The sequence below is a fragment of the Nocardioides islandensis genome, from assembly GCF_015352455.1.
Classification (GTDB): Bacteria; Actinomycetota; Actinomycetes; order Propionibacteriales; family Nocardioidaceae; genus Nocardioides; species Nocardioides islandensis.
Genome location: NZ_JADKPN010000014.1, coordinates 121,418 through 144,088, shown reverse-complemented (window position 1 = coordinate 144,088; position 22,671 = coordinate 121,418). Strand labels below are relative to the sequence as shown.

Annotated in this window: 27 protein-coding genes; 21 read left to right on the top strand and 6 right to left on the bottom strand. The window is 71.9% G+C overall.

Translation table 11 applies throughout. The annotated features are described in order from the left end of the window. Window positions 1-95: 95 nt before the first annotated feature. Window positions 96-908, bottom strand: coding sequence for an RDD family protein (locus ISU07_RS19635; RefSeq protein ID WP_194708526.1), 813 nt, complete (start codon window positions 906-908; stop codon window positions 96-98). A 25-nt stretch (window positions 909-933) separates the two neighbouring features. On the opposite strand from ISU07_RS19635, the gene ISU07_RS19630 reads away from it, so the two are divergent. The 4 genes from ISU07_RS19630 to ISU07_RS19615 all read left to right on the top strand — a co-directional run bounded on the left by ISU07_RS19630 (window position 934) and on the right by ISU07_RS19615 (window position 8,795). After that, the gene (locus ISU07_RS19630; protein WP_194708525.1) at window positions 934-1,929 is read left to right on the top strand and encodes a stage II sporulation protein M; all 996 of its coding nucleotides are present in this window, start codon (window positions 934-936) and stop codon (window positions 1,927-1,929) included. A gap of 30 nt (window positions 1,930-1,959) precedes the next feature. After that, complete coding sequence (locus ISU07_RS19625) at window positions 1,960-4,830, top strand: ATP-binding protein (protein ID WP_194708524.1); 2,871 nt, start codon at window positions 1,960-1,962, stop codon at window positions 4,828-4,830. 71 nt (window positions 4,831-4,901) lie between these two features. Next, window positions 4,902-6,815, top strand: coding sequence for a hypothetical protein (locus ISU07_RS19620; RefSeq protein WP_194708523.1), 1,914 nt, complete (start codon window positions 4,902-4,904; stop codon window positions 6,813-6,815). 78 nt (window positions 6,816-6,893) lie between these two features. After that, the gene (locus ISU07_RS19615) at window positions 6,894-8,795 is read left to right on the top strand and encodes a fibronectin type III domain-containing protein (protein WP_194708522.1); all 1,902 of its coding nucleotides are present in this window, start codon (window positions 6,894-6,896) and stop codon (window positions 8,793-8,795) included. Between the two features lie 12 nt (window positions 8,796-8,807). Here ISU07_RS19615 and ISU07_RS19610 read toward each other — a convergent pair whose 3' ends face one another. Genes ISU07_RS19610 through ISU07_RS19590 form a run of 5 tightly spaced genes read right to left on the bottom strand, consistent with a single transcriptional unit; the run spans window position 8,808 to window position 13,984 of the window. Continuing rightward, complete coding sequence (locus tag ISU07_RS19610; protein ID WP_194708521.1) at window positions 8,808-10,100, bottom strand: DUF58 domain-containing protein; 1,293 nt, start codon at window positions 10,098-10,100, stop codon at window positions 8,808-8,810. Continuing rightward, complete coding sequence (locus ISU07_RS19605; protein WP_194708520.1) at window positions 10,100-11,095, bottom strand: AAA family ATPase; 996 nt, start codon at window positions 11,093-11,095, stop codon at window positions 10,100-10,102. Before ISU07_RS19605 ends, ISU07_RS19610 begins: the two co-directional genes overlap by 1 nt. After that, window positions 11,092-12,225, bottom strand: a complete 1,134-nt coding sequence (locus ISU07_RS19600) for a DUF4350 domain-containing protein (protein WP_194708519.1) — start codon at window positions 12,223-12,225, stop codon at window positions 11,092-11,094. Before ISU07_RS19600 ends, ISU07_RS19605 begins: the two co-directional genes overlap by 4 nt. A 17-nt stretch (window positions 12,226-12,242) precedes the next feature. Beyond that, a complete protein-coding gene (locus tag ISU07_RS24935; RefSeq protein ID WP_194708518.1) occupies window positions 12,243-12,866 on the bottom strand; it encodes a DUF4129 domain-containing protein in 624 nt (207 codons plus the stop codon). Beyond that, on the bottom strand, window positions 12,863-13,984 hold the full coding sequence (locus ISU07_RS19590) for a hypothetical protein (protein ID WP_194708517.1): 1,122 nt from the start codon (window positions 13,982-13,984) through the stop codon (window positions 12,863-12,865). The genes ISU07_RS24935 and ISU07_RS19590 overlap by 4 nt, the downstream gene beginning before the upstream one ends. Before the next feature lie 402 nt (window positions 13,985-14,386). On the opposite strand from ISU07_RS19590, the gene rpsJ reads away from it, so the two are divergent. The 17 genes from rpsJ to rplF all read left to right on the top strand — a co-directional run bounded on the left by rpsJ (window position 14,387) and on the right by rplF (window position 22,669). Then, window positions 14,387-14,695 carry a 30S ribosomal protein S10 gene (gene rpsJ, locus ISU07_RS19585; protein ID WP_139977667.1) on the top strand — a complete coding sequence of 103 codons (309 nt, stop codon included), beginning with the start codon at window positions 14,387-14,389 and terminating at the stop codon, window positions 14,693-14,695. 10 nt (window positions 14,696-14,705) lie between these two features. After that, window positions 14,706-15,365, top strand: coding sequence for a 50S ribosomal protein L3 (gene rplC / locus ISU07_RS19580; RefSeq protein WP_194708516.1), 660 nt, complete (start codon window positions 14,706-14,708; stop codon window positions 15,363-15,365). Further along, on the top strand, window positions 15,362-16,339 hold the full coding sequence (rplD, locus tag ISU07_RS19575; RefSeq protein WP_194708515.1) for a 50S ribosomal protein L4, sunset domain variant: 978 nt from the start codon (window positions 15,362-15,364) through the stop codon (window positions 16,337-16,339). The genes rplC and rplD overlap by 4 nt, the downstream gene beginning before the upstream one ends. Then, window positions 16,336-16,641 carry a 50S ribosomal protein L23 gene (gene rplW, locus ISU07_RS19570; RefSeq protein WP_194708514.1) on the top strand — a complete coding sequence of 102 codons (306 nt, stop codon included), beginning with the start codon at window positions 16,336-16,338 and terminating at the stop codon, window positions 16,639-16,641. The genes rplD and rplW overlap by 4 nt, the downstream gene beginning before the upstream one ends. 26 nt (window positions 16,642-16,667) lie before the next feature. Next, complete coding sequence (gene rplB, locus ISU07_RS19565; RefSeq protein ID WP_194708513.1) at window positions 16,668-17,504, top strand: 50S ribosomal protein L2; 837 nt, start codon at window positions 16,668-16,670, stop codon at window positions 17,502-17,504. Between the two features lie 5 nt (window positions 17,505-17,509). After that, window positions 17,510-17,791 (top strand): 30S ribosomal protein S19, encoded by a 282-nt coding sequence (gene rpsS / locus ISU07_RS19560; RefSeq protein WP_194708512.1) that lies wholly within the window; start codon window positions 17,510-17,512, stop codon window positions 17,789-17,791. 1 nt (window position 17,792) lies between these two features. After that, window positions 17,793-18,266, top strand: a complete 474-nt coding sequence (gene rplV / locus ISU07_RS19555; protein WP_194708511.1) for a 50S ribosomal protein L22 — start codon at window positions 17,793-17,795, stop codon at window positions 18,264-18,266. Further along, window positions 18,266-19,081: a 30S ribosomal protein S3 gene (gene rpsC, locus ISU07_RS19550; protein WP_194708510.1), complete on the top strand. Its 816-nt coding sequence runs from the start codon at window positions 18,266-18,268 to the stop codon at window positions 19,079-19,081. Before rplV ends, rpsC begins: the two co-directional genes overlap by 1 nt. A gap of 4 nt (window positions 19,082-19,085) precedes the next feature. Beyond that, window positions 19,086-19,505, top strand: a complete 420-nt coding sequence (gene rplP / locus ISU07_RS19545; RefSeq protein WP_194708509.1) for a 50S ribosomal protein L16 — start codon at window positions 19,086-19,088, stop codon at window positions 19,503-19,505. Then, window positions 19,505-19,756 carry a 50S ribosomal protein L29 gene (gene rpmC, locus ISU07_RS19540; protein ID WP_194708508.1) on the top strand — a complete coding sequence of 84 codons (252 nt, stop codon included), beginning with the start codon at window positions 19,505-19,507 and terminating at the stop codon, window positions 19,754-19,756. Before rplP ends, rpmC begins: the two co-directional genes overlap by 1 nt. Next, the gene (gene rpsQ / locus ISU07_RS19535) at window positions 19,753-20,055 is read left to right on the top strand and encodes a 30S ribosomal protein S17 (protein WP_194708507.1); all 303 of its coding nucleotides are present in this window, start codon (window positions 19,753-19,755) and stop codon (window positions 20,053-20,055) included. The genes rpmC and rpsQ overlap by 4 nt, the downstream gene beginning before the upstream one ends. Next, a complete protein-coding gene (gene rplN / locus ISU07_RS19530) occupies window positions 20,052-20,420 on the top strand; it encodes a 50S ribosomal protein L14 (RefSeq protein WP_194708506.1) in 369 nt (122 codons plus the stop codon). Before rpsQ ends, rplN begins: the two co-directional genes overlap by 4 nt. A gap of 3 nt (window positions 20,421-20,423) precedes the next feature. Continuing rightward, complete coding sequence (rplX, locus tag ISU07_RS19525) at window positions 20,424-20,798, top strand: 50S ribosomal protein L24 (RefSeq protein ID WP_228522219.1); 375 nt, start codon at window positions 20,424-20,426, stop codon at window positions 20,796-20,798. Further along, window positions 20,798-21,412 (top strand): 50S ribosomal protein L5, encoded by a 615-nt coding sequence (gene rplE, locus ISU07_RS19520; RefSeq protein WP_228522218.1) that lies wholly within the window; start codon window positions 20,798-20,800, stop codon window positions 21,410-21,412. The genes rplX and rplE overlap by 1 nt, the downstream gene beginning before the upstream one ends. A 17-nt stretch (window positions 21,413-21,429) precedes the next feature. Next, window positions 21,430-21,615, top strand: coding sequence for a type Z 30S ribosomal protein S14 (locus tag ISU07_RS19515; RefSeq protein WP_028636399.1), 186 nt, complete (start codon window positions 21,430-21,432; stop codon window positions 21,613-21,615). Between the two features lie 69 nt (window positions 21,616-21,684). Then, complete coding sequence (rpsH, locus tag ISU07_RS19510; RefSeq protein ID WP_194708505.1) at window positions 21,685-22,092, top strand: 30S ribosomal protein S8; 408 nt, start codon at window positions 21,685-21,687, stop codon at window positions 22,090-22,092. Between the two features lie 37 nt (window positions 22,093-22,129). Further along, window positions 22,130-22,669: a 50S ribosomal protein L6 gene (rplF, locus tag ISU07_RS19505; protein WP_194708504.1), complete on the top strand. Its 540-nt coding sequence runs from the start codon at window positions 22,130-22,132 to the stop codon at window positions 22,667-22,669. Window positions 22,670-22,671 lie beyond the last annotated feature (2 nt).

Below are 22,671 nucleotides of genomic sequence, written 5' to 3'. Positions count from 1 at the left end.
CGGGTGGAAGTGGGCCTTAGACAAGCCACATCCCATTCGGAGGTTCTCGTTCGTTCAACCAGGCTCGCCGCTACCCAGGTCCTGGCCGGGTACACCTAGCCGCGACGCGCCGTGAGCCGCTCGCGGAACGCCCGCTCACGGCCGAGCCGGGCCTCGTCGCGTTCGCGCCCGGTGGCCACCACCGCGGCCAGGAACGTCTCGGGCGCGTGTCCGGGGGGCGGGGGCGGGGCGACGTACGCCGACACCTGCTGCGCCAGGTGCGCCCCGACGGTCGCCCGGGAGCCGGGCTCCAGGCTCGCCGCCCGCTGGAGGAACTGGCGTACCGCGAGCGCCAGTGCCGTCGGGAGGGTGACGACGTCGGCGCGGCGCGCCCAGTCCGCGAGCTCCGGCGGCATCGGCGGTGGCGGCGCGAGGTGGAGGCGCACCCGCTCCCGCACGACGTACGTGCCGGCGGCGTAGTCACCCAGCCGCTTGCCGCGCTCGCTCATCAGCGAGGAGAAGAACGCCAGCCAGCCGCCGGTCGCATAGGTCTCCACGAACCCGACCAGCGCCCGGACGAACGCGTGCTGGAAGCTGATCGGCCCCGCATCGTCGCGCACCGTGCGCAGCCCGAACGCCCACTTGCCGAGCGACTTGCCGCGGCTGAGCGTCTCCACGGTCGTCGGGAAGACGAGGAAGACCACGACCAGCGTGCCCACGAACGCCACCTGGGCGAGCGCGGCGTCCGACTGCAGGGCGGCGACCAGGAAGGTGTAGATCACCACGAGCAGCAGGGCGACCGTCGCCAGCACGTCGACCAGCCCGGAGGCCATCCGCAGGCCGAGGCTCGCCGGCGGCAGGTCGAGCGCGACCGCCTCGCCGGTGACCAGGTCGTCGGCGGAGAGGGTGGCGAACTCGGGGTGCGACATCACGGGAAAGCCTAGGCTTCCCGGCGTGGACCTGGACGCTTATGTGCTCGCGCACCATGCGGACTGGGCCCGCCTCGAGAGGCTGCTGAAGCAGCACCGGCTCAGCGGCGCGGAGGCCGACGAGCTCGTCGAGCGCTACCAACAGGTCGCCACCCACCTGTCGGTGCTCCGGAGCGCCGCGCCCGACCCGACCCTCGTGGCCCACCTGTCCTCGCTGCTCGCCCGCGCCCGCAACCGCTCGGTCGGCACCCGGGTCGGCACGTGGGACGGCGTGCGCCGGTTCCTGGTCGACCGCTTCCCCGCCGCGCTGTACCGGCTGCGCTGGTGGTGGATCGGCACCATGGCCGCCAACGTCGTCGTCACCGCGGTGATGATGTGGTGGCTGCTCGACCACCCCGCGGTGGAGCAGGGACTGTTGTCGCCCGACGACGTGGACCAGCTCGTGAACAACGACTTCGAGGGCTACTACAGCCAGTACGCCGCCAGCCACTTCGCCGCGCAGGTCTGGGTCAACAACGCCTGGGTGACGGCCCTGTGCCTCGGCCTCGGCATCCTCGGGCTGCCGCTGGTCAAGGTGCTCTTCGACAACATCGCCAACCTGGCGATCATCGGCTCGGTGATGATCCGGCACGACCGCGGCGAGCTGTTCTGGGGGCTGATCCTGCCCCACGGGCTGCTCGAGCTGACCGCCGTCTTCGTGGCCGGCGGCGTCGGTTTCCGGCTGTTCTGGTCGTGGGTCGAGCCCGGCGACCGGTCCCGCAGCCAGGCGGTCGCGCGGGAGGGCCGGACCGCGGCGACGGTGGCGCTCGGTCTGGTGCTGGTGCTGCTGGTCAGCGGGCTCATCGAGGCCTTCGTGACGCCGTCCGGGCTGCCGACGTTCGCCCGGGTCGGCATCGGGCTGCTGGCGGAGGCGGCGTTCCTGACGTACGTGTTCGTCCTGGGCCGCGCGGCCTACCTGCGCGGCGAGACCGGGGACATCGACGACGCCCTGCTCGAGGACCGGGTGGCCAGCCAGGGCTGACGCGCCGTCCGAAGCCCTACGCTTCTCGCCGTGCGCGTGGACGTGCTGGGCCCGGTGCGCGCCGAGGTGGACGGTCAGGACCGCACCCCGGCCGGCAAGCGCGACCGCGCGCTCGTCGCGATGCTGGCGCTCGCCGCGGGTGGCCCGGTGCCGGCCGACGAGGTGACCGCCGGGCTGTGGGGCGCGCTGATGCCTCCGCCGGGCACGCTCGAGGCTCTCGCCGAACGCGTGGGCGTCGCCCTCGGCCCGGACGGGCTGACCCTCGACGTCGGCCCCGAGGACGTCGACGCACTCCGCGCGGAGTCGCTGGCCGCCGCGGCGGGCGAGCAGGAGCCGGGCGCGGCGGTGGCGACCCTGGAGGCTGCGCTGGCCCTCTGGACGGGCCCGGTGCTGTCGGGCGTCGAGGACGTGCCGTTCGCCCGGCCGCACGTGGACCGGCTGACCGAGCTGCGCAGCAGCCTGGTCGAGGAGCGGTTCGAGCTGATGCTCCTGCTCGGTCACCACGCCGAGGTGGTCGACGAGCTCAGGGCCGCGACCCGCGAGAACCCGACGCGCGAGCGGCTCTGGGGCCAGCTGATGACGGCGTACTACCGCGGCCAGCGCTTCCAGGACGCGCTGGAGGTGTACGCCGACGCGCGGGCCGTCCTCGCCGACGAGCTCGGCATCGAGCCGGGCGAGGCGCTCAAGCGCATCGAGGCCGCGATCCTCCTGGAGGACCCGACCCGTGACCCCGCTCTCGGCGACCACCCGGCCCCTCGGGCTGCCGGCCGCCTGCCGATCCCGCGGACGCCGACGGTCGGTCGCGACGGTCTGGTCGACCGGGTGGACCTGACCCTGCGCGAGGCGACCACGCTCCTGGTCACGCTGACCGGGATGGGCGGCACGGGGAAGACCCGGGTCGCCACCGTGGCCGCCGCGCACCTGCGCGACATCACGCAGCGGGAGGTCTCGTTCGTGGAGGTGACCGAGGCCGACACCGCCGAGGACGTGGTCGCCGCGGTCACCGCAGTCGTGGGCGACCCCGACGCCGAGGTCGGTCCGGGCGACCGCGGACCGCTGGTGGTGCTCGACAACGTCGACGTGTCGGCCGAGGGGGCGGCCGCCGTACGCCGGCTGCTGGAGGACCTGCCCTCGCTGGAGCTGCTCGTCACCTGCCGCTTCCCGCTGCGGCTCACCGGCGAGCAGGTGCTCACGGTGGACCCGCTCGACGTACCTCCCCCGCACGCGTCCGCGGCCGAGGTACGGGCCAACCCGGCCGTCGAGCTGTTCAGCCGGATGGCCCGGCAGGCCGACCCGCACCTCGACCTGACCGGCCGGGAGCGCGAGCTCGCCGAGGTCGTCCGGCTGCTCGACGGCGTCCCGCTCGCCCTCGAGCTGGCCGCCGCCCGGGTCCGGCTGGTCGGCATCGACGGCCTGCGCGAGAGCCTGGAGACGGGGCTCGAGCTGCTGCGCACGACGGCCCCGGACGTGCCCGAGCGCCAGCGGGCCCTGGCCTCGACGATCGCCTGGAGCGTCGACCGGCTCGGCGACGGCGCCCGACGGCTGTGCCGGAGGCTGCTGGTCTTCGAGGACGGCTTCACCCTCGAGGCGGCCGAAGCGGTCGCCGCCGACCTCGGCGACGTCATCGACGGGCTCACCGAGGTCCTGGACGCGGGCCTGGTGCGGTCGCTGGTGAGCCGGGTGCGGGTCGGCTTCGTGATGCCGGCGACCGTCCGGGCGTACCTGCGCGGCCAGGTGTCCGACCCCCGCGAGCTCGACCCGGCCCGTCTGGCCCTCGTCGCCTACCTGCTGGAGAACGTCAACCGTTGGCACGACGACCTGGACCGGGCCGAGGGACGCATGGCGCTGGGCCGGTTCCAGGACATCTCGCGCGACGTGCACGCGAGCCTCGAGTCCGCCGTTCGCCTGGGCCGCATCGAGGAGGCCGTCGACCTCGCGTTGGCGGCCGGACCGTTCTGGGTGGCCTCGGGCGAGCTGCGCACCGGCCTCGCCCGCACCCGCGCGGTCCTGCGGTCGGTACCGGGGGACACGCAGTCGGCGGGCCGGCTGCACTCCCTCGCGGGGCTGCTGGCCTACCACCTCAACGACTACGAGGAGGCGGCCACGTCCTTCGAGCGGGCGATCGCGGTCGCCGAGCCGCTGGGCGACGAGGCGACCGTCGCCACCAGCCGCTGCTACTACGGTGCCCTGCTCCTGGTCACCAACGAGGTCTCCCGCGGCACCGAGCTGGCCCGCCTCGGGGCCGAGGCGGCCGGCCGGCTCGGCCTGTACCCCCTGGTCGCCGAGGGGCTCGGGGTGCTGGCCATCTCCCACGGCATCGCCGGGGACTTCGAGGCCGAGCGCGAGATGCACCTCGCCCGCCTGGCCGTCGCCCGCGGGCACGGCGACATCCTGCGGACCTCGGACGCCCTGAGCATCCTGGCCGAGATCGCCCTCGACGAGGCCGACGCGGACGGGGCGCGGGCGTACGCCGAGGAGTCGTTCGCCATCGCCGACCCGGTGCTGCCGATGGAGGCCGGCGTCGCGCTGCTGGTGCTGGCCCGTGCGTCGGTGGCCGCGGGCGACCTGGCCGGCGCCGTCCCCGTCCTCACCCGGGCGTTCGAGTCGGCCGAGAACGTCGGCCAGAAGCAGATGGTCGCCCAGTGCTACCGCATCGCGGCGTCCCTGGGCGCGGCCCGCGGCCGGGCGGCGGAGGCCGTGCGGCTGTACGCCGCGGCGCAGCGGCTGGCCCCGTCGCCGACCGGGACCGACGACCCGGTCGAGGGCGACCTCGCCGGGGGGCTCGAGCTCGCCCGGAGCACGCTCGGCCCGGAGGCGGCCGGGCGGGAGTGGACCCTGGGCACGTCACTGCCGCCGGACCGGGTCCGCGAGCTGTTCCAGAGCCTCGTCGGGGCGGGCTGACCGGAACACGGTCGTCAGGCGGGCCCTGTCCGGCTTACTCTTCTGGGATTCGTGGCGAGGGGGGTCATGGGATGAGCCGCACGCAGAGGCCGAAGCGGGCCGGGGTCCTGGGAGCGCTGGGCGCGCTGGTCGCCGCCCTGCTGGTCGTGGTCGCGGTGCCGGCGGCGAACGGAGCGCTGCCAGGGGACTGCACGACGACGTTCACCGGCAGCGGTAACTGGGCGACCGGCGGCAACTGGACCAACAACGTGCCTGGCCCGAGCTCCGTGGCCTGCATCCAGGGCGGCAAGTCCGCCACGCTGAGCACCGGCGTCGTCCACGTCGCCAAGCTGCACATCGACACCCTCGCCACCCTGACGGTCACCAACGCCAACCTCTTCGTGGACACCCACGAGTTCTCGCTGTGGCTCGGGGACGTGTTCGTCGACCACGGGACGATCGGTGGCACCGGACTGATCCACGTGCACGGCACGGTGCACTTCAGCGGCGGGTCCGTGCTCACCTCGGTCGACGGCCCGGTGGGGACGTTCTGGGGAGGTCAGGGCGGCACCATGGACATTCCCGGGGACGGCTCCGTGTTCGTCGACGACGGCGCCCTGTCGATGCGCTCGTCGTACGGCATCGGGATCTTCGGCAAGCTCGTCGTCGACAACGACGGGTTCGTGACCGCCGACTGGGGGACCGGGACCACCGTCGCGGGAGGCCGGCTCGAGCTCAACGGCGCGGGCGGCTACTACCAGGGGAGCCCCGTTCCAGGGCGGACCGTGGGGTCCCTCGTGAACGCCGGCACGATCGCCAAGACCGGCGGTGGCACGACCAGCATCATCGACGCGGCGTACACCGCGATCTCGGGGTCGACGGTGGAGGTCGACTGCTGCGCGACGCTGGCCTTCGCGGGCGGCCAGGTCGTCTCCGGCAAGGTGGTGGCCGGCATGTCCCTCGGCACCGGGGCGTGCGGTGCCGGTACGACGTCGGTCTGCGCCGGCAGCGTCTCCCCGGCGATCGACCCCACCGCCGTGACGATGCAGATCCCCGGCTCCAACCCCCAGACGGCCTCGGTCCAGCTGCAGGAGCTGGCCGTCCCGCCGCTGACCCAGGACTCCAAGCGGATCGGCCAGGAGATCCTCGCGCACGCCGACCAGCTCACCCCCGACGCCGGAAACCCCGCCACCATCACCCTGCGGCTCTCCGACCCGGACGTGATGGCGACGCCGCTGGCGTCGGTGCAGGTCGCGCACACGCTCGACTCAGGTCTCCAGGTCCAGATCCCCGACTGCGTGACGGGCACGCTGCCGCCCGGCGCCACGGCGTGCGTCGTGCGTCCGGTCCAGCGCACCGCTGAGAACACCATCGTCACGATCAAGACGACCGAGACCTCGCGCTGGCACCTGCGCCGCAACTTGCCGGGCGAGCCGGGCGACCAGACGGCACCGTCCGCCCCGCAGGCTGCGGCCGCGGCGATCACCGGCGGTGGTGCGGGGGTCCACCTCGTGTGGGCGGAGCCGGCGAACGACGGCGGCGCCGCGGTGTCGTCGTACCGCGTCCTCCTCGACGGCAAGCAGGTGGCCACCACCGCCGGCCTGGCCGCGGACGTCCCGAACCCGGGCGTCGGCGCGCACACGCTCGAGGTCCAGGCGGTCAACGTCATCGGCAACGGCGCCAAGGCCGCCACGGCGGTGACGATCAAGGCCCTGTCCAAGCCCCGCCAGGCGGTCGCCCTCAGGGGCGCCAAGGGTGGCAAGAAGACGGCGGGGCTGAGGTGGAAGGCGCCGGCCAGCGTGGGCGGTCTGGCGCTGACCGACTACCAGGTGGTCGTGGTGAACAAGGCCGGCAAGGTGGTCGCCAAGAAGAAGGTCAGCGCCGCCAAGCTCAAGGTGATGGTGACGTTCAAGACGACCGGCAAGGTGCGGTTCAAGGTGCGGGCGAGGAACCTCGACAAGTACGGCCCGTTCAGTGCCTGGACTGATTGGGTGTCGCCCCGCTAGACAGACCCCGGACGATCGCGTCTCGGGGAAAGCTGGAGGCGTGTGAAGCGGTGGGGTGGGCCGACCGTGGGATCGGCCGTGGCCGCGGTGGTGGCGTCGAGCGTGGTCGTGCTCGCGACGCCCCAGGTGGCGGAGGCGCTGCCGTCGGTGTGCTCGTCGGGGTCCCCCACTGTGCGGGTCTGGACCGGCTCGTCCGACCACACCACGTGGGGCGACGGCGGCAACTGGAGCCCGGCGGGCATCCCGGGGGACCGGCCCGGTGACGTCATCTGCATCGAGACCACCGACACCATCGACGTCGCGGCGAACACCCTCTCCACGGTCGACCAGCTCCACGTCGCCGGGAGCGCGACGATCGTGCTGCACGCCGGTGCCGGGATCCTCGCCAACGGCAGCGCCGAGTCGGTCTGGGCCGCGGGGACGAGCGTGCAGGCGACCGGCGGTCAGCTCGGCGGCAGCGGCACCATCCGGGTCCAGGGCGCCCTCACCCTGGGCTCGACCACCTCGGCCGCGACGCTGACCTCCCGGGACGTTGCGAACGGTCCCCAGCCGCCGGCGGACACCGGCGAGCTGGTGGTCGAGGGCCACGCGACCGTGGCGAACCTCGGCGCCCTCATCCGCACGGGCTACACCCTCAGCGTGGCCGGTGGCGGGGTGCTGACGGTGACCCCCGGTTCGTCCGTGACGGCCGACGACGGCACGGCGCTGACGACCCAGCCGGGTGGCCTCGTCGACCTGGCCGGCGACGGCGGCTACTACCCGGGCTCCGACGTCTCGGGACTGACCAAGAGCGTCGTCACGAACAACGGCACCCTTCGCAAGAGCGGCGGAAGCGGCACCAGCGTCGTCCAGGGCAAGTACCTGGGCACCGGCACCGTCGCGGTGCTGTCGGGGACCCTGGCCATGCCGGACAACCAGAAGGTCGGTGCCGCCGTGTCTGCGGGGACGACGTTCGCGACCGGCCGCTGTGACAGCGTCCCCGCCTGCCAGCCGACCACGAACCCGGCGACGGACCCGATGAGCCTGGGCTTCACCGTGCCCGGCACGAACGGCGTCCCGGCCCTCGTCCAGCTCGAGGAACGCGGCGTGACCGCCGACGTCAAGCAGATCGGCAACGAGGTGCTGGCGCACGCCGACGGCCTCGTCCCCGATGCCGCGCATCCGGCCAGGCTGGTGGTCCGCTACTCCCAGCCCGAGGTGATGGCCACCCCGCTCGGTGAGGTGCAGGTCGTGCACACCGACGAGGGTGGCCGGGACTCCCTGGTGCCCGACTGCTCGGGCGGGACTCTGTCCACCGGCCTCTACTACTGCGTCGTGCGGCCGGTGTCCCGGGACGCCCAGAACACCTACGTGACCGTGCTCGCGGCCACGACCAGTCGCTGGCACCTGCGGCGCGCCCTGCCGGTGGAGAACCAGGGCTCGCCCGGGGCCCCGCACGGGCTCAGGACCAAGAGGCTGGCACCGTTCGACGGCTCGGTCCTCGGACTGACCTGGACGGCCCCCGACTCGAGCGGAGCCGGGCCCGTGTCGGGCTACAAGACGTACGTCGACGGCAAGCTCAGGACGACCACCACCTCCACCTCGCTCGTCCTCAAGAACGTCGGAGCGGGCAAGCACACGATCGCCGTCTCCGCCCTGAACGCCGCGGGCCAGGGTCCCCGCGCCTCCATCACGGTGACCATCGACCCGCTGTCCAAGCCGCGCAGGGTCGACGAGCGAGCCGGCGCGTCCGGCGGTGACCGGACCGCGGGTGTCGTCTGGAGGCCCCCGGCCGAGGCCGGCGGCCTGAGGATCTCGGGCTACCAGGTCGCGGTCTTCGCCGCGAGCGGGAGGAAGGTCGCCCAGAAGCTGGTGTCGCCCGGCAAGCGGCAGCTCTTCTTCGCCCTCGGTGCCGGCGAGTACCGGTTCAGGGTGCGCGCCCGGAACGCCGACGGCTACGGACCGTGGAGCAGGCCGACCGACCTGGTCAGGCCACGCTGATCGTCGGGCCGCTCACAGCAAGCCCTGCGCCTTGAGCGCGAGGTAGTGGTCGGCCAGCGCCGGCGGCAGCTGCTCGGCGGCTGCGTCCACGACGTCGACTCCGAGGGCGCGGAGCAGGTCGGCGGTGCCGCGGCGCCGGGCCAGCACCTGCTCGGCCGCCGCGGCGTCGTACACGTCGTCGACGGTGGTCCGCGCCGCGGCCAGCCGGTCCAGGGCCGGGTCCTTCGCCGACGCCAGGACGACGCGGTGGTGGCGGACCAGTGTCGGCAGGACCGGCAGCAGGCCCTCCTCGATCGCCGAGGACTCCAGCGGCGTGAGCAGGACGACCAGCGCCCGCTGGCGGCCGAGCCCGGTGACCGCGCCGGCCAGCGCCGTCCAGTCCGCCTCGGCGATCACCGGCTCGAGGTCGGCCATCGTGTCCTGGATGCGCGCGGCCGCCTCGCGGGTCCCGGCCGCCCGGACCCGCGCGCGGACGCGCCGGTCCCCGGCCAGGAAGTCGACGCGGTCACCGGCGCGGGCGGCCAGGGCGGCCAGCAACAGCGCGGCGTCCATGGCGGAGTCCAGGCGGGGTACGTCGTCGACCCGGCCGGCCGAGGTACGTGAGGTGTCGAGCACCAGCACCACGCGCCGGTCCCGCTCGGGCTGCCAGGTGCGCACCACGACGGTGCGGTTGCGCGCGGTGGCCCGCCAGTCGATGGAGCGGACGTCGTCGCCGCGGACGTACTCGCGCAGCGAGTCGAACTCGGTGCCCTGCCCGCGCACCCGCACCGCCGAGCGCCCGTCGAGGTCGCGCAGCCGGGCCAGCCGCGACGGCAGGTGCTTGCGGGACTCGAACGGCGGCAGCGACCGCACCACGCCGGGTACCTCGCGGGTGACCTGCCGGGAGGCGAGACCGAGCGGTCCGCGCAGGCGGACGGTGACGCGGTGGGCGCGCAGGTCCCCGCGGCGTACGGGTCGCAGGGGCGTGTGCAGCAGCACCCGGTCACCCGGCGTCAGTCGGAGCGGGAACCGGTTGACCGACGCACCGGCGGTCGGCTGCCAGGCGTCGCGCAGCACGCCGGCGACGGTGCGGCTCGACGGGTTCACGACCAGCAGCGTCGAGGAGGTCGGGTAGGTCATGCGCACCGGTTCGGTGGCCCGGCGGGTGATCTCGAGGGACTCCGGGCGCGGCGCGAGCAGCCAGTCGGCCAGCACCACGAGGGTCACGGCCAGCAGCCAGAGCCACATGGTGCCGAACGACGGCCGGAGCACCACGGGCACGAGGCCCAGCAGCACCAGCAGCGGCACCCGACCGGAGATGGCCATCAGCGGGGGACCGGTACCGAGCCCAGCGCGGAGTCCAGGACCTGGCCGACCTGCACGCCCTCGAGCTCGGCCTCGGGGCGCAGGCCCAGCCGGTGGGCCAAGGTGGCCTGCGCCAGCGCCTTCACGTCGTCCGGGGTGACGAAGTCGCGACCGGTCAGCCATGCCCACGCCCGAGCCGACCGCATCAGCGCGGTGGCGCCGCGCGGGCTCACGCCGAGGCTGAGCGACGGGGACTCCCGGGTCGCGCGGGCGATGTCGACGATGTACGACGAGACCTCGGGCGAGACCTGCACCCGCTTGACCGCCTCCTGGCCGGCCGCGATGTCGTCCGGACCGCAGACCGCCCGCACGCCGGCGCCCGCGACGTCCCGGGGGTCGAAGCCCTCGGCGTGCCGGCGCACGATCTCCAGCTCGGCGTCGCGCGGCGGGATCGGCAGCACCACCTTGAGCAGGAACCGGTCGAGCTGGGCCTCGGGCAGCGGGTAGGTCCCTTCGTACTCGACGGGGTTCTGCGTGGCGGCCACCAGGAACGGCCGGGGGAGCGGGCGGGAGACACCGTCGACCGAGACCTGCCCCTCCTCCATCGCCTCGAGCAGCGCCGACTGGGTCTTGGGCGGCGTCCGGTTGATCTCGTCGGCGAGCAGCAGGTGGGTGAAGATCGGACCCTCGCGGAAGCTCAGCTCGCCTTGCTTGCTGTCGATCACCATCGAGCCGGTGATGTCGCCGGGCATCAGGTCGGGGGTGAACTGCACCCGACGGGTACGCACGTCCAGCGCGCCGGCGAGCGAGCGCACCAGCAACGTCTTGGCGACGCCCGGCACCCCCTCCATCAGCACGTGCCCGCCGCAGAGCAGCGCCACCAGCAACCCGGAGACGGCCGCGTCCTGGCCCACCACGGCCTTGGCCACCTCGCCGCGGACCGCCGCCAGCCGCTCGCGGACCGCGTCCGGCGGCGCGGGGTCGGTCGGCGGGGTGTCGGTCGTGCCTTCGGTCATCTGCTTCGCACCTCTCGTTCGAGCGCCGCCAGGTCGTTGGCCAGGGTGATCAGGTCGTGGTCGGTGCCCGGCGCCGGAGCGTCGTCGTCCAGCAGGGCAGCCACCTGCGACGGCGGCTGGTCCAGGTGGCGGGCGACACTGCGGATGAGCACCTGCGGGTCCACGCTCGCGGGCAGGTGCAGCCGCTCGGCGAGCGACCGGCGGGTGGCCCGCCGCAGCGCCCGGGCCGCGTGCACGCGGTCGCCGGACCGGCGGTAGAGGCGGCCCCGGCTGCGGGCGGTCTCGATCGCCTTCACGGTGACGGGGAGCGGCTCGGTCACCAGCGGCCCGAGGCGCCGCGAGCGCCACAGCAGCAGCGCGACCACGGTGGCCCCGGCGATCCAGAGGCCGGGCAGGATCCAGTCGGGCAGCAGGGTGCGCAGGCTGACGCCGTCGTTCCCGCGCAGGTCCTCCAGCTGCGGGACGTACCAGACCAGCCGGTGACTCTGCCCCAGCAGCCGCAGCGCGACGGCGGCGTTGTCGGCACGTAGGACCTGGTTGTTGGTCAGCACGTCGGCCGCACCGAGCAGGATGACGCCGGGTCGCGGGTACGCCGCGAGCGAGCCGTGCTCCCCGGCGAAGCAGCCGTCCGGCACGTCGTACTCGGTGGCGAAGTCCACGTCGATCCGCAGCCCGGCCAGGAGCGGGTCGTCGCACGCGGCCGCACGTTCGCCGTCGAGCGAGACGGAGGACGACGGCGCCGTCAGGCCGAGCGCCTCCACGACACCCGGCTCGGGCCCGACGAGCACGAGGTCCGCGCCCGCCAGGTGCGTCACCAGCCGGTCGGCGGTGCTGCGCCCCAGGAAGTAGGTCGAGGTCACCACGACCGTGTCGCCCGGCCCGAGGGTCTCGGCGTCGAACGCGTCGGCGCCGCGCACCACGTGGACGTCGACACCCTCGGCGTCCAGCACCCGGGCGACGGCCCGAGCGCCCTCGGGTCGCGGGTTGTCCGGGTCGAGGGGCGTCGCGGTCGCCGGCCGGCCGCTGACCAGGATCACCACGGCAACGGCCAGCAGGGCGGCCGCGGCGACAACGATCGTCGACAGGCGCGGACGCCAGCGGGTGCCCCTCCTGACCACGGGGCTCACCACGGGGCTCACCACCGGGCTCACCACCGGGCCTCCACGCGTCCCCCGAGCCGGTGGTCCAGGCCGAGCACCTGCTCGGCCTGCTCGCGGGTGGCCGGGCGCCCGCCGTACAGCACCAGGTCGAACCAGGCGGCGCAGCGGTACACCTCCGGGGCCTGCTCGGGGAACGCCCCGGCCAGGGCCAGGGCGACCTCGCGGGCGGTGGCCCCGGGCACGTCGTCGATGCGGTCGCGCTCGACCTGGCGGAGCGCGGCCGCGCGGAAGGCGTCGACCAGCGCGTCGGCGTACCGGCCCTCCGCCAGCGCGGCCACCGCGCGGTCCCGCAGCTGGTCGGCGGTCACCGACTCCTCCAGCATGACCGGCCGGGCCCCCGCGGGAGCTCGCCCGGTGCGGCGCGCGCGACTGAGCAGCCAGGCCAGCGCCGCCACGACGAGCAGCCCGACCAGCATCGCCGCGAACGTGGTCAGCGGCGGCATGTTCCGGGCGGTGTTCAGCCCGTTGTCCAGCACGCGTCCGAGCCAGTCGATGAGTCGCAGCAGCAGGTTGTCCTGGTGGTACTCCGGGTGGAGCAGCTCGCGGCGCAGCAGGTCGTGGGCCTCCCCACCGCCGGGGGTCAGTGGCGGGTCGAACCGGGGTGCGGTCACCGGCCGGTGATCCCGGACCGGGTCATCAGCTCGACGTCGAAGGCCTCCTTGCGGATCCGCTGGTCGACGTACTGCACCGCCGTCACGACCGCGGTGAACGGTGCCACGAACGCCGACTGCACGACCGAGCCGATCCCGTTGGCCACCGAGCGCCAGACCGCCTCCGCACCCGGCGACATCCCCGCGTCGGCCAACGAGCCGGTGACCAGGCCGAGGGGAATGGTCAGCATCAGGCCGGCGACGGACGTCACGATCGTGGTGAGGAGGGCGATGCCGAACACCCGCCAGAACGCCCCACGCGTGAGCGCGTGGCCCCGCTCGATGGCGCCGAAGATGCCGACGTCCTCGAGCATCAGGGCCGGCACGGGCAGGTAGTAGACGCGGATCCAGAACCACCACAGGACGGCGACGAACACCGGGAACGACAAGAACGCCAGCACGATCCCGCCCGACCCCAGGCCGACCCTGGCGGCCAGCCAGGCCACCACGAACAGGGCGATGAGGAGCAGCATCATCACCAGCAGCAGCGCCATCAGCCCGAACAGCTTCAGGCGCTTGCCCTTCGTGGCCTCCCACGCCTGGGTGAGCGTCAGCTTCTGCCCGAGGGCGGCGGCCATGGTCACGTGCGCGACCATCCCGGTCACCAGCACCAGCCCGACCGACTGGAGCAGCCAGCCGAAGGCGTCGGTGCCCAGGGCGCCGATCACACCCGCGTCCGTGATGTTCGCGTCCGGGTCCAGCGACGCGTCCACCGTCCAGGCGAACGCCGCGGTGATGAGCACCGGGATGAGCATGGCGACCGCCGTCACCAGCACGGCGGACCCGACCGTGGCGCGGGCGTTGTGGCGGATGATCCGGAACGCCGCGTCGTAGATGTCGCCGAGCCCGAGCGGTCGCAGCGGGATCGCGCCGGGGCGCAGGGTGGCCGCCACCATCGGCGGCTGGCCCATCAGCTGGCCCATCGGCTGGCCGATCGGTCCGCTCGCCGGGGCAGGGTACGGCGACCAGGCCGGCGGCGGTGGGGGCTGCTGCTGCCAGCCGGACGGGGGAGGGGGTGGCTGCGGGGCCGGCTCGTGCCCGGCGGAGCCGGGGGGCGGGTAGGACTCGCTTCCCGACATGGCTGCTCCGCCTCCGAACCGCTCCGACGTGACCGAAACCCCGAGATGGGGAGGCACCATCCTCGCAGGGAGCCATCGGATTTTGCGTGCTTCCAAAGGTCTGCCAAGATAGTCCGGTTGCTCCGGCGGGTTGCCGGGGTGCGGCAGTACTTGACCATTGAATCGCGTCTCCCGATGGGTGCCGGTGGTCGCTGTGCGGCCGCACCGCACCTGGAGACCCGATCCGTTCGACGCCGAGATAGCTCTCGATCGTCGGGCCAACACCCCCATCATCAGATCCGCTTCGGCGGGTCGCAGATCGAATGTCTGCGACACGCCCGACCGCGGGGGTCGATGGTGCGGGTCGCTGGAGCGGCCCAGGAACCCACCCACTTGGGACGAGAAGAAGGACGAGAGAGACCTATGGCGGGACAGAAGATCCGCATCAGGCTCAAGGCCTATGACCACGAGGTGATCGACACCTCGGCGCGCAAGATCGTGGACACCGTCACCCGCACGGGTGCTCGCGTCGCCGGCCCCGTGCCGCTGCCGACCGAGAAGAACGTGTACTGCGTCATCCGCTCGCCCCACAAGTACAAGGACTCCCGCGAGCACTTCGAGATGCGCACCCACAAGCGCCTCATCGACATCATCGACCCCACCCCGAAGACCGTCGACTCCCTGATGCGCCTCGACCTGCCGGCCGGCGTCGACATCGAGATCAAGCTCTGAGGGCTCTCACATGACTATCGAACGCAACGTGAAGGGGCTGCTGGGCACCAAGCTCGGCATGACCCAGGTCTGGGACGAGAACAACCTCGTCGTCCCCGTGACCGTCGTCGCCGCCGGCACCAACGTGGTGACCCAGGTCCGCCGCCCCGAGACCGACGGCTACAACGCCATCCAGGTCGGGTTCGGCGAGATCGAGGCCCGCAAGGTCAACAAGCCGACCGCCGGTCACTTCGCCAAGGCCGGGTCGACCCCGCGCCGCCACCTCCTCGAGATCCGCACGGCCGACGCCGCGTCGTACGAGCCGGGCCAGGAGCTCGCCGTCGACACCTTCGCCGCCGGCGACGAGATCGACGTGACGGGCACCAGCAAGGGCAAGGGCTTCGCCGGCGTCATGAAGCGGCACGGCTTCCACGGTGTCGGTGCCTCGCACGGCGCCCACCGCAACCACCGCAAGCCGGGTTCGATCGGCGCCTGCGCCACGCCCGGCCGCGTCTTCAAGGGTGTCCGGATGGCCGGCCGCATGGGTGGCGACACCGTCACCACCCAGAACGTCACCGTCCACGCCGTCGACGCCGAGAAGGGCCTGATCCTGCTCAAGGGCGCCGTCCCCGGCCCCAAGGGTGGCCTGCTGGTCCTCCGCTCGGCCGCCAAGGGAGGTAGCGCCCAGTGAGCACCCCAGGCAAGACGCAGGTCCTCAAGGTCGACCTGCCCGCCGACATCTTCGACGCGCCGGTCAACGTCCCGCTGATCCACCAGGTCGTGGTGGCCCAGCAGGCCGCCGCGCGCCAGGGCACCGCTGCCACCAAGACCCGCGGCCTGGTCCGCGGCGGTGGCCGCAAGCCCTACAAGCAGAAGGGCACCGGCCGCGCCCGCCAGGGCTCGACCCGTGCGCCGCAGTTCGCCGGTGGTGGCGTCGTGCACGGCCCGCAGCCGCGCGACTACTCCCAGCGCACGCCCAAGAAGATGAAGGCCGCCGCGCTGCGTGGCGCCCTGTCCGACCGGGCCCAGAACGGCCGCGTCCACGTCGTCGACTCGCTGGTCTCCGGTGAGAAGCCCTCGACCCGCACCGCCCTCAAGGCGCTGCAGGGCGTGGTGGAGCGCACCAACTTCCTGGTGGTCCTCGAGCGCTCCGACGCGCTGACCTGGCTCTCGCTGCGCAACGCGCCCGAGGTGCACATCGTCGCCGTCGACCAGCTCAACACCTACGACGTGCTGGCTGCCGACGACGTGGTCTTCACCCAGGGCGCGTACGAGGCGTTCGTCGGTGGCGACACCTCGAGCGCGACGGTCGCCGAGACGATCGAGGTCGAGGCCGCTGCCCCGGCCGCTCTTGCGGACGTCAAGACCGCCAAGGCCGCGAAGGCCGAGAAGCCGGAGAAGGCCGAGAAGGTCGAGACCGTCGAGGCCGACGAGAAGCCGGAGCTCCCCAAGGGCGCGAAGGCCCCGCTGAAGAGCGGCGGCGCTCCCAAGGGCTACGAGGTCAAGGGCAACGCCGACTCGGGTCTGTACCACGAGCCCGACGGCCAGTGGTACGACCAGACCGACGCGGAGTTCTACTTCAAGACCGCCGAGGACGCCGAGGCCGCGGGCTTCACGCGCGCCGGTGGCGGCTCGGTCGCCGATGATGCGGAGGACGACAAGTGAGCACCCTGCACAAGGACCACCGCGACGTGCTCGTCGCCCCGGTGGTGTCGGAGAAGAGCTACGGCCTCCTCGACAACAACAAGTACACCTTCCTCGTGCGTCCCGACGCCAACAAGACCGAGATCAAGATCGCGGTCGAGAAGGTCTTCAACGTCAAGGTCACCGCGGTCAACACCATCAACCGCAAGGGCAAGACACGCCGGACCCGCACCGGGCTCGGCAAGCGCAAGGACACCAAGCGCGCGATCGTCAGCCTCGCCGAGGGCCACCGCATCGACATCTTCGGAGGTCCGGTCTCCTGACCGGGCTACCTAGGGACTGAGAGAACATGGCTATCCGCAAGTACAAGCCGACCACCCCGGGCCGTCGTGGCTCCTCGGTGGCCGACTTCGTCGAGATCACCCGGACCACGCCGGAGAAGTCGCTGACGCGCCCGTTGGCCAAGAAGGGCGGCCGCAACAACCAGGGCCGGATCACCACCCGGCACCAGGGCGGCGGTCACAAGCGCGCCTACCGCATCATCGACTTCCGTCGCTACGACAAGGACGGCGTGCCGGCCAAGGTCGCGCACATCGAGTACGACCCGAACCGCACCGCGCGCATCGCGCTGCTGCACTACGCCGACGGCGAGAAGCGCTACATCGTGTGCCCGAAGGACCTGGTCCAGGGCGCCAACCTCGAGTCCGGCCCGACGGCCGACATCAAGGTGGGCAACAACCTGCCGCTGCGCAACATCCCGGTCGGCAGCACGGTGCACTGCATCGAGCTGCGTCCCGGCGGCGGCGCCAAGATCGCCCGTTCCGCGGGCAACAGCGCCCAGCTGGTCGCCAAGGAGGGCTCGCGCGCCACGCTGCGCATGCCGTCCGGCGAGATGCGCTTCGTCGACGTCCGCTGCCGCGCCACGATCGGCGAGGTCGGCAACGCCGAGCAGTCCAACATCAACTGGGGCAAGGCCGGCCGCATGCGCTGGAAGGGCAAGCGCCCGACCGTCCGCGGTGTCGTCATGAACCCCGTCGACCACCCGCACGGTGGTGGCGAGGGCAAGACGTCCGGTGGTCGTCACCCGGTGTCGCCCTGGGGCAAGCCCGAGGGCCGCACGCGTCGCCGCAAGGCGAGCGACGCCCAGATCATCCGCCGCCGCAAGACCGGCAAGGGTAGGAAGTAACCGACATGCCTCGCAGCCTGAAGAAGGGCCCCTTCGTCGACGGCCACCTGATGAAGAAGGTGGACGCCGAGAACGACAAGGGCAGCCACAACGTCATCAAGACCTGGTCACGCCGCTCGATGATCGTCCCGGCCATGATCGGCCACACGATCGCCGTGCACGACGGCCGCAAGCACGTCCCCGTCTTCGTGACCGACGCGATGGTCGGCCACAAGCTCGGGGAGTTCGCCCCGACCCGCACCTACCGCGGGCACGTCAAGGACGACCGGAAGGGACGGCGACGCTGACATGCCTACCACCGAACGCCGGCGCCAGAGTGCCCGACGCGAGTCGCTGCTCGGCGACCGTCCGGGTGCCTTCGCGAGCGCCCGGTACGTCCGCATCACCCCGATGAAGGCCCGCCGGGTCGTGGACATGGTCCGCGGTCTGCCCGTGGACGCCGCCCTGGACCTGCTGGCCTTCGCGCCGCAGACGGCCGCGACGACGGTCCACAAGGTGCTCGAGAGCGCCGTGGCCAACGCGGTGACCACCGAGGACCTCGACCGCGGCGACCTGGTCGTCACCGTGGGCCTGGTCGACGAGGGCCCGACGATGAAGCGCTGGCGCCCCCGTGCCCAGGGCCGGGCGACCCGCATCCTCAAGCGGACCAGCCACATCACCCTGGCCGTCGAGCCGGTCGTGAAGCAGGAGCCGAAGGCTCCGGCCCAGAAGAAGACGGCCGCCAAGAAGACCACTGCCAAGAAGACTGGGAAGAGCGCCTGATGGGACAGAAGATCAACCCCAACGGCTTCCGTCTGGGCATCTCCACCGACCACAAGAGCCGGTGGTACGCCGACAAGCTGTACAAGTCGTACGTCGGCGAGGACGTCGCGATCCGCAAGCTGCTCGCCAAGGGCATGGAGCGCGCCGGCATCGCCAAGGTCGAGATCGAGCGCACCCGTGACCGCGTGCGCGTCGACATCCACACCGCGCGTCCGGGCATCGTGATCGGCCGCCGCGGCGCGGAGGCCGACCGGCTGCGCGGCGAGCTGGAGAAGCTCACCGGCAAGCAGGTCCAGCTGAACATCCTCGAGGTCAAGAACCCCGAGATCGACGCTCAGCTGGTCGCCCAGGGTGTCGCCGAGCAGCTGTCGGGTCGCGTGCAGTTCCGTCGCGCGATGCGCAAGGCGATGCAGACCTCGATGCGCTCCGGTGCCAAGGGCATCCGGATCCAGTGCTCCGGCCGCCTCAACGGCGCCGAGATGTCGCGCACCGAGTTCTACCGCGAGGGCCGCGTGCCCCTGCACACCCTGCGTGCCGACATCGACTACGGCTTCTACGAGGCCCGCACCACCTTCGGCCGCATCGGCGTGAAGGTGTGGATCTACAAGGGCGAGGTCGCCGGCACCCGTGCCGAGCGTCAGGCCCAGGCCGCCGCCCGCGCGGGCGTCCCCGGCCGCAGCGGTCGTCCCCAGCGGAGCGGCGAGCGCGGTGGCGAGCGGCCGAGCCGCGGCACCCGCGGTGGCAGCCAGGGCGGCTCGACCGAGGCGCCCGCCGAGGCGACCGCCGCTCCCAGCGAGTCCGGAAGCGAGGGCTGACGCCATGTTGATGCCCCGTCGTATCAAGCACCGCAAGCAGCACCACCCCAAGCGGACCGGTGCCGCCAAGGGCGGCACGCGCCTGGCGTTCGGTGACTTCGGCATCCAGTCCCTCGAGGGCTCCTACGTCACGAACCGGCAGATCGAGTCGGCCCGTATCGCCATGACCCGGCACATCAAGCGTGGCGGCAAGGTGTGGATCAACATCTACCCCGACCGTCCGCTGACCAAGAAGCCCGCCGAGACCCGCATGGGCTCCGGCAAGGGCTCGCCGGAGTGGTGGGTGGCCAACGTCAAGCCCGGTCGCGTGCTGTTCGAGCTGTCCGGCGTCACGGAGGACATCGCCAAGGAGGCGATGCGCCGCGCGCAGCACAAGCTCCCCATGAAGACCCGTTTCATCTCGCGCGAGGAAGGAGAGTTCTGATGGCGCAGCAGGGCACGCAAGCTCACGAGCTGGACGACATGAACGCCACAGACCTCGAGGCGCGTCTGCGCGAGGCCAAGGAGGAGCTGTTCAACCTCCGCTTCCAGGCGGCCACCGGCCAGCTGGAGAGCCACGGCCGGCTGCGGACGGTCAAGAAGGACATCGCCCGGATCTACACCGTGGTGCGTGAGCGCGAGCTCGGCATCCGGTCCACGCCCGGGACCAACGAGAAGGCCAGTGAGAAGGCATGAGCGAGACCACCAACGAGACTCAGGCAACGGGAGTCGAGCGCAGTGTCGTTCGTCGGACGCGCAAGACCCGCGAGGGCCTGGTCGTCAGCGACAAGATGGACAAGACCGTCGTCGTCGCCGTCGAGGACCGCGTCAAGCACGCGCTCTACGGCAAGGTCATGCGCAGGACCTCGAAGCTGAAGGCGCACGACGAGGCCAATGACTGTGGCGTCGGCGACCGCGTCCTGATCATGGAGACCCGGCCCCTGTCGGCCACCAAGCGCTGGCGGGTCGTGGAGATTCTGGAGCGTGCGAAGTGATCCAGCAGGAGTCGCGGCTCAAGGTCGCCGACAACACGGGTGCGAAGGAAGTCCTCTGCATCCGCGTGCTCGGTGGCTCCGGCCGTCGCTACGCCGGCATCGGCGACATCATCGTGTGCACGGTCAAGGACGCGATCCCTGGCGGCAACGTCAAGAAGGGTGACGTCGTCAAGGCCGTCGTCGTGCGCACCGTGAAGGCCCGCCGTCGTCCCGACGGTTCTTACATCCGCTTCGACGAGAACGCCGCGGTGATCCTCCGCCAGGACGGCGAGCCGCGCGGCACCCGCATCTTCGGCCCCGTGGGCCGCGAGCTGCGCGACAAGAAGTTCATGAAGATCATCTCGCTGGCCCCGGAGGTGCTCTGAGCCATGGGTAAGAGCAAGAAGCTGAGCGTGAACATCAAGAAGGGCGACACCGTCAAGGTGATCGCCGGCTCCGACAAGGGCGCCGAGGGCAAGGTCATCGCCGTGCTCCGTGAGGAGCAGCGCGTGATCGTCGAGGGCGTGAACCGCGTCAAGCGGCACACCAAGGTCGTCCAGCAGGGCGGCCGCGCCGGCACCACCGGCGGCATCATCACGACCGAGGCACCGATCCACGTGTCGAACGTGATGCTCGTCGAGGGCAAGGGCGTGACCCGTCTCGGCTTCCGCCGCGACGAGGTCTCCAAGCGCCGCTCCGACGGCTCGACGTACACCGCCCAGCGCAGCGTCCGTGTCTCCCGCAAGACCGGCAAGGAAGTCTGATGAGCGACACCACCACCGAGACCGAGGCCACCGAGGCCACGGAGGCACCCGCCGCCCGTGAGCCCAAGGTGACCCCGCGGCTGAAGACCCGCTACCGCGAGGAGATCCTCCCCGCGCTCAAGAGCGAGTTCGACATCGCGAACGTCATGCAGGTGCCCGGCCTGACCAAGATCGTGGTCAACATGGGCGTCGGCGAGGCCGCTCGCGACTCGAAGCTGATCGAGGGCGCGGTCAAGGACCTCACCGCGATCACCGGCCAGAAGCCCACCGTCACCAAGGCCCGCAAGTCCATCGCGCAGTTCAAGCTGCGCGAGGGCATGCCCATCGGCGCGCACGTGACGCTGCGCGGCGACCGCATGTGGGAGTTCCTGGACCGGCTGCTCTCGCTGGCCCTGCCCCGCATCCGCGACTTCCGCGGCCTCTCGCCCAACCAGTTCGACGGTCGTGGCAACTACACCTTCGGTCTCACCGAGCAGGTCATGTTCCACGAGGTCGACCAGGACCGCATCGACCGCGCCCGCGGCATGGACATCACGGTCGTCACCACGGCCACGAACGACGACGAGGGTCGCGCGCTGCTCAAGCAGCTCGGTTTCCCGTTCGCCGAGCGCTGAGAGAAGGAGCGACTGAGATGGCGAAGACAGCTCTGAGGGTCAAGGCGGCCCGCAAGCCCAAGTTCGCGGTGCGCGGCTACACCCGCTGCCAGCGCTGCGGCCGGCCCAAGGCGGTCTACCGCAAGTTCGGCCTGTGCCGTATCTGCCTGCGGGAGATGGCCCACCGCGGCGAGCTCCCCGGCGTCACCAAGTCCTCCTGGTGACCCACCCCAACCACTGAAGGTCCGCCCCTCACCGGCCGGAAACCACAGCAGAGAGAAGACACAAGCACCATGACGATGACTGACCCGATCGCAGACATGCTGACGCGTCTGCGCAACGCCAACCAGGCGTACCACGACGCGGTGACCATGCCCTACTCCAAGCTGAAGCAGGGCGTCGCCGAGATCCTCCGGCAGGAGGGCTACATCACTTCCTACGAGGTGGGCGAGCCCGCCGAGGGGGCCGTCGGCAAGACGCTGACCATCACCCTCAAGTACGGCCGCAACCGGGAGCGCTCGATCGCCGGCGTCCGCCGCATCAGCAAGCCCGGACTGCGGGTGTACGCCAAGAGCACCGGCCTGCCCCGCGTGCTGGGCGGCCTGGGCGTCGCGATCATCTCGACGAGCCAGGGCCTGCTGACCGACCGCCAGGCGAACCAGAAGGGCGTGGGTGGGGAAGTCCTCGCCTACGTCTGGTGACGGGGTCCCCTAATGAATATGTCTAGAGGAGACTGACATGTCGCGCATCGGCAAGCTCCCGATCACGGTCCCGTCCGGCGTGGACGTCGCGATCGACGACAACCTGGTGACCGTCAAGGGTCCCAAGGGCACGCTCTCGCACGCCGTGGCCGCCCCGATCACCGTCGAGAAGTCCGACGACGTGCTCGAGGTCAAGCGTCCCGACGACGAGCGCATCAGCCGTTCCCTGCACGGCCTGACGCGGACCCTGATCAACAACATGGTCGTCGGCGTGACCGACGGCTACGAGAAGAAGCTCGAGATCGTGGGCGTGGGCTACCGCGTCCTGTCCAAGGGCCCGACCCAGCTGGAGTTCCAGCTCGGCTACAGCCACTCGATCACGTTCGACGCGCCCGACGGCATCACCTTCGCCGTCGAGAGCGCCACCAAGCTCGGCGTCCAGGGCATCGACAAGCAGCTCGTCGGTGAGACGGCCGCGAAGATCCGCAAGCTGCGGAAGCCGGAGCCCTACAAGGGCAAGGGCGTCCGCTACGCGGGCGAGCAGGTCCGCAAGAAGGTCGGAAAGGCCGGTAAGTAGTC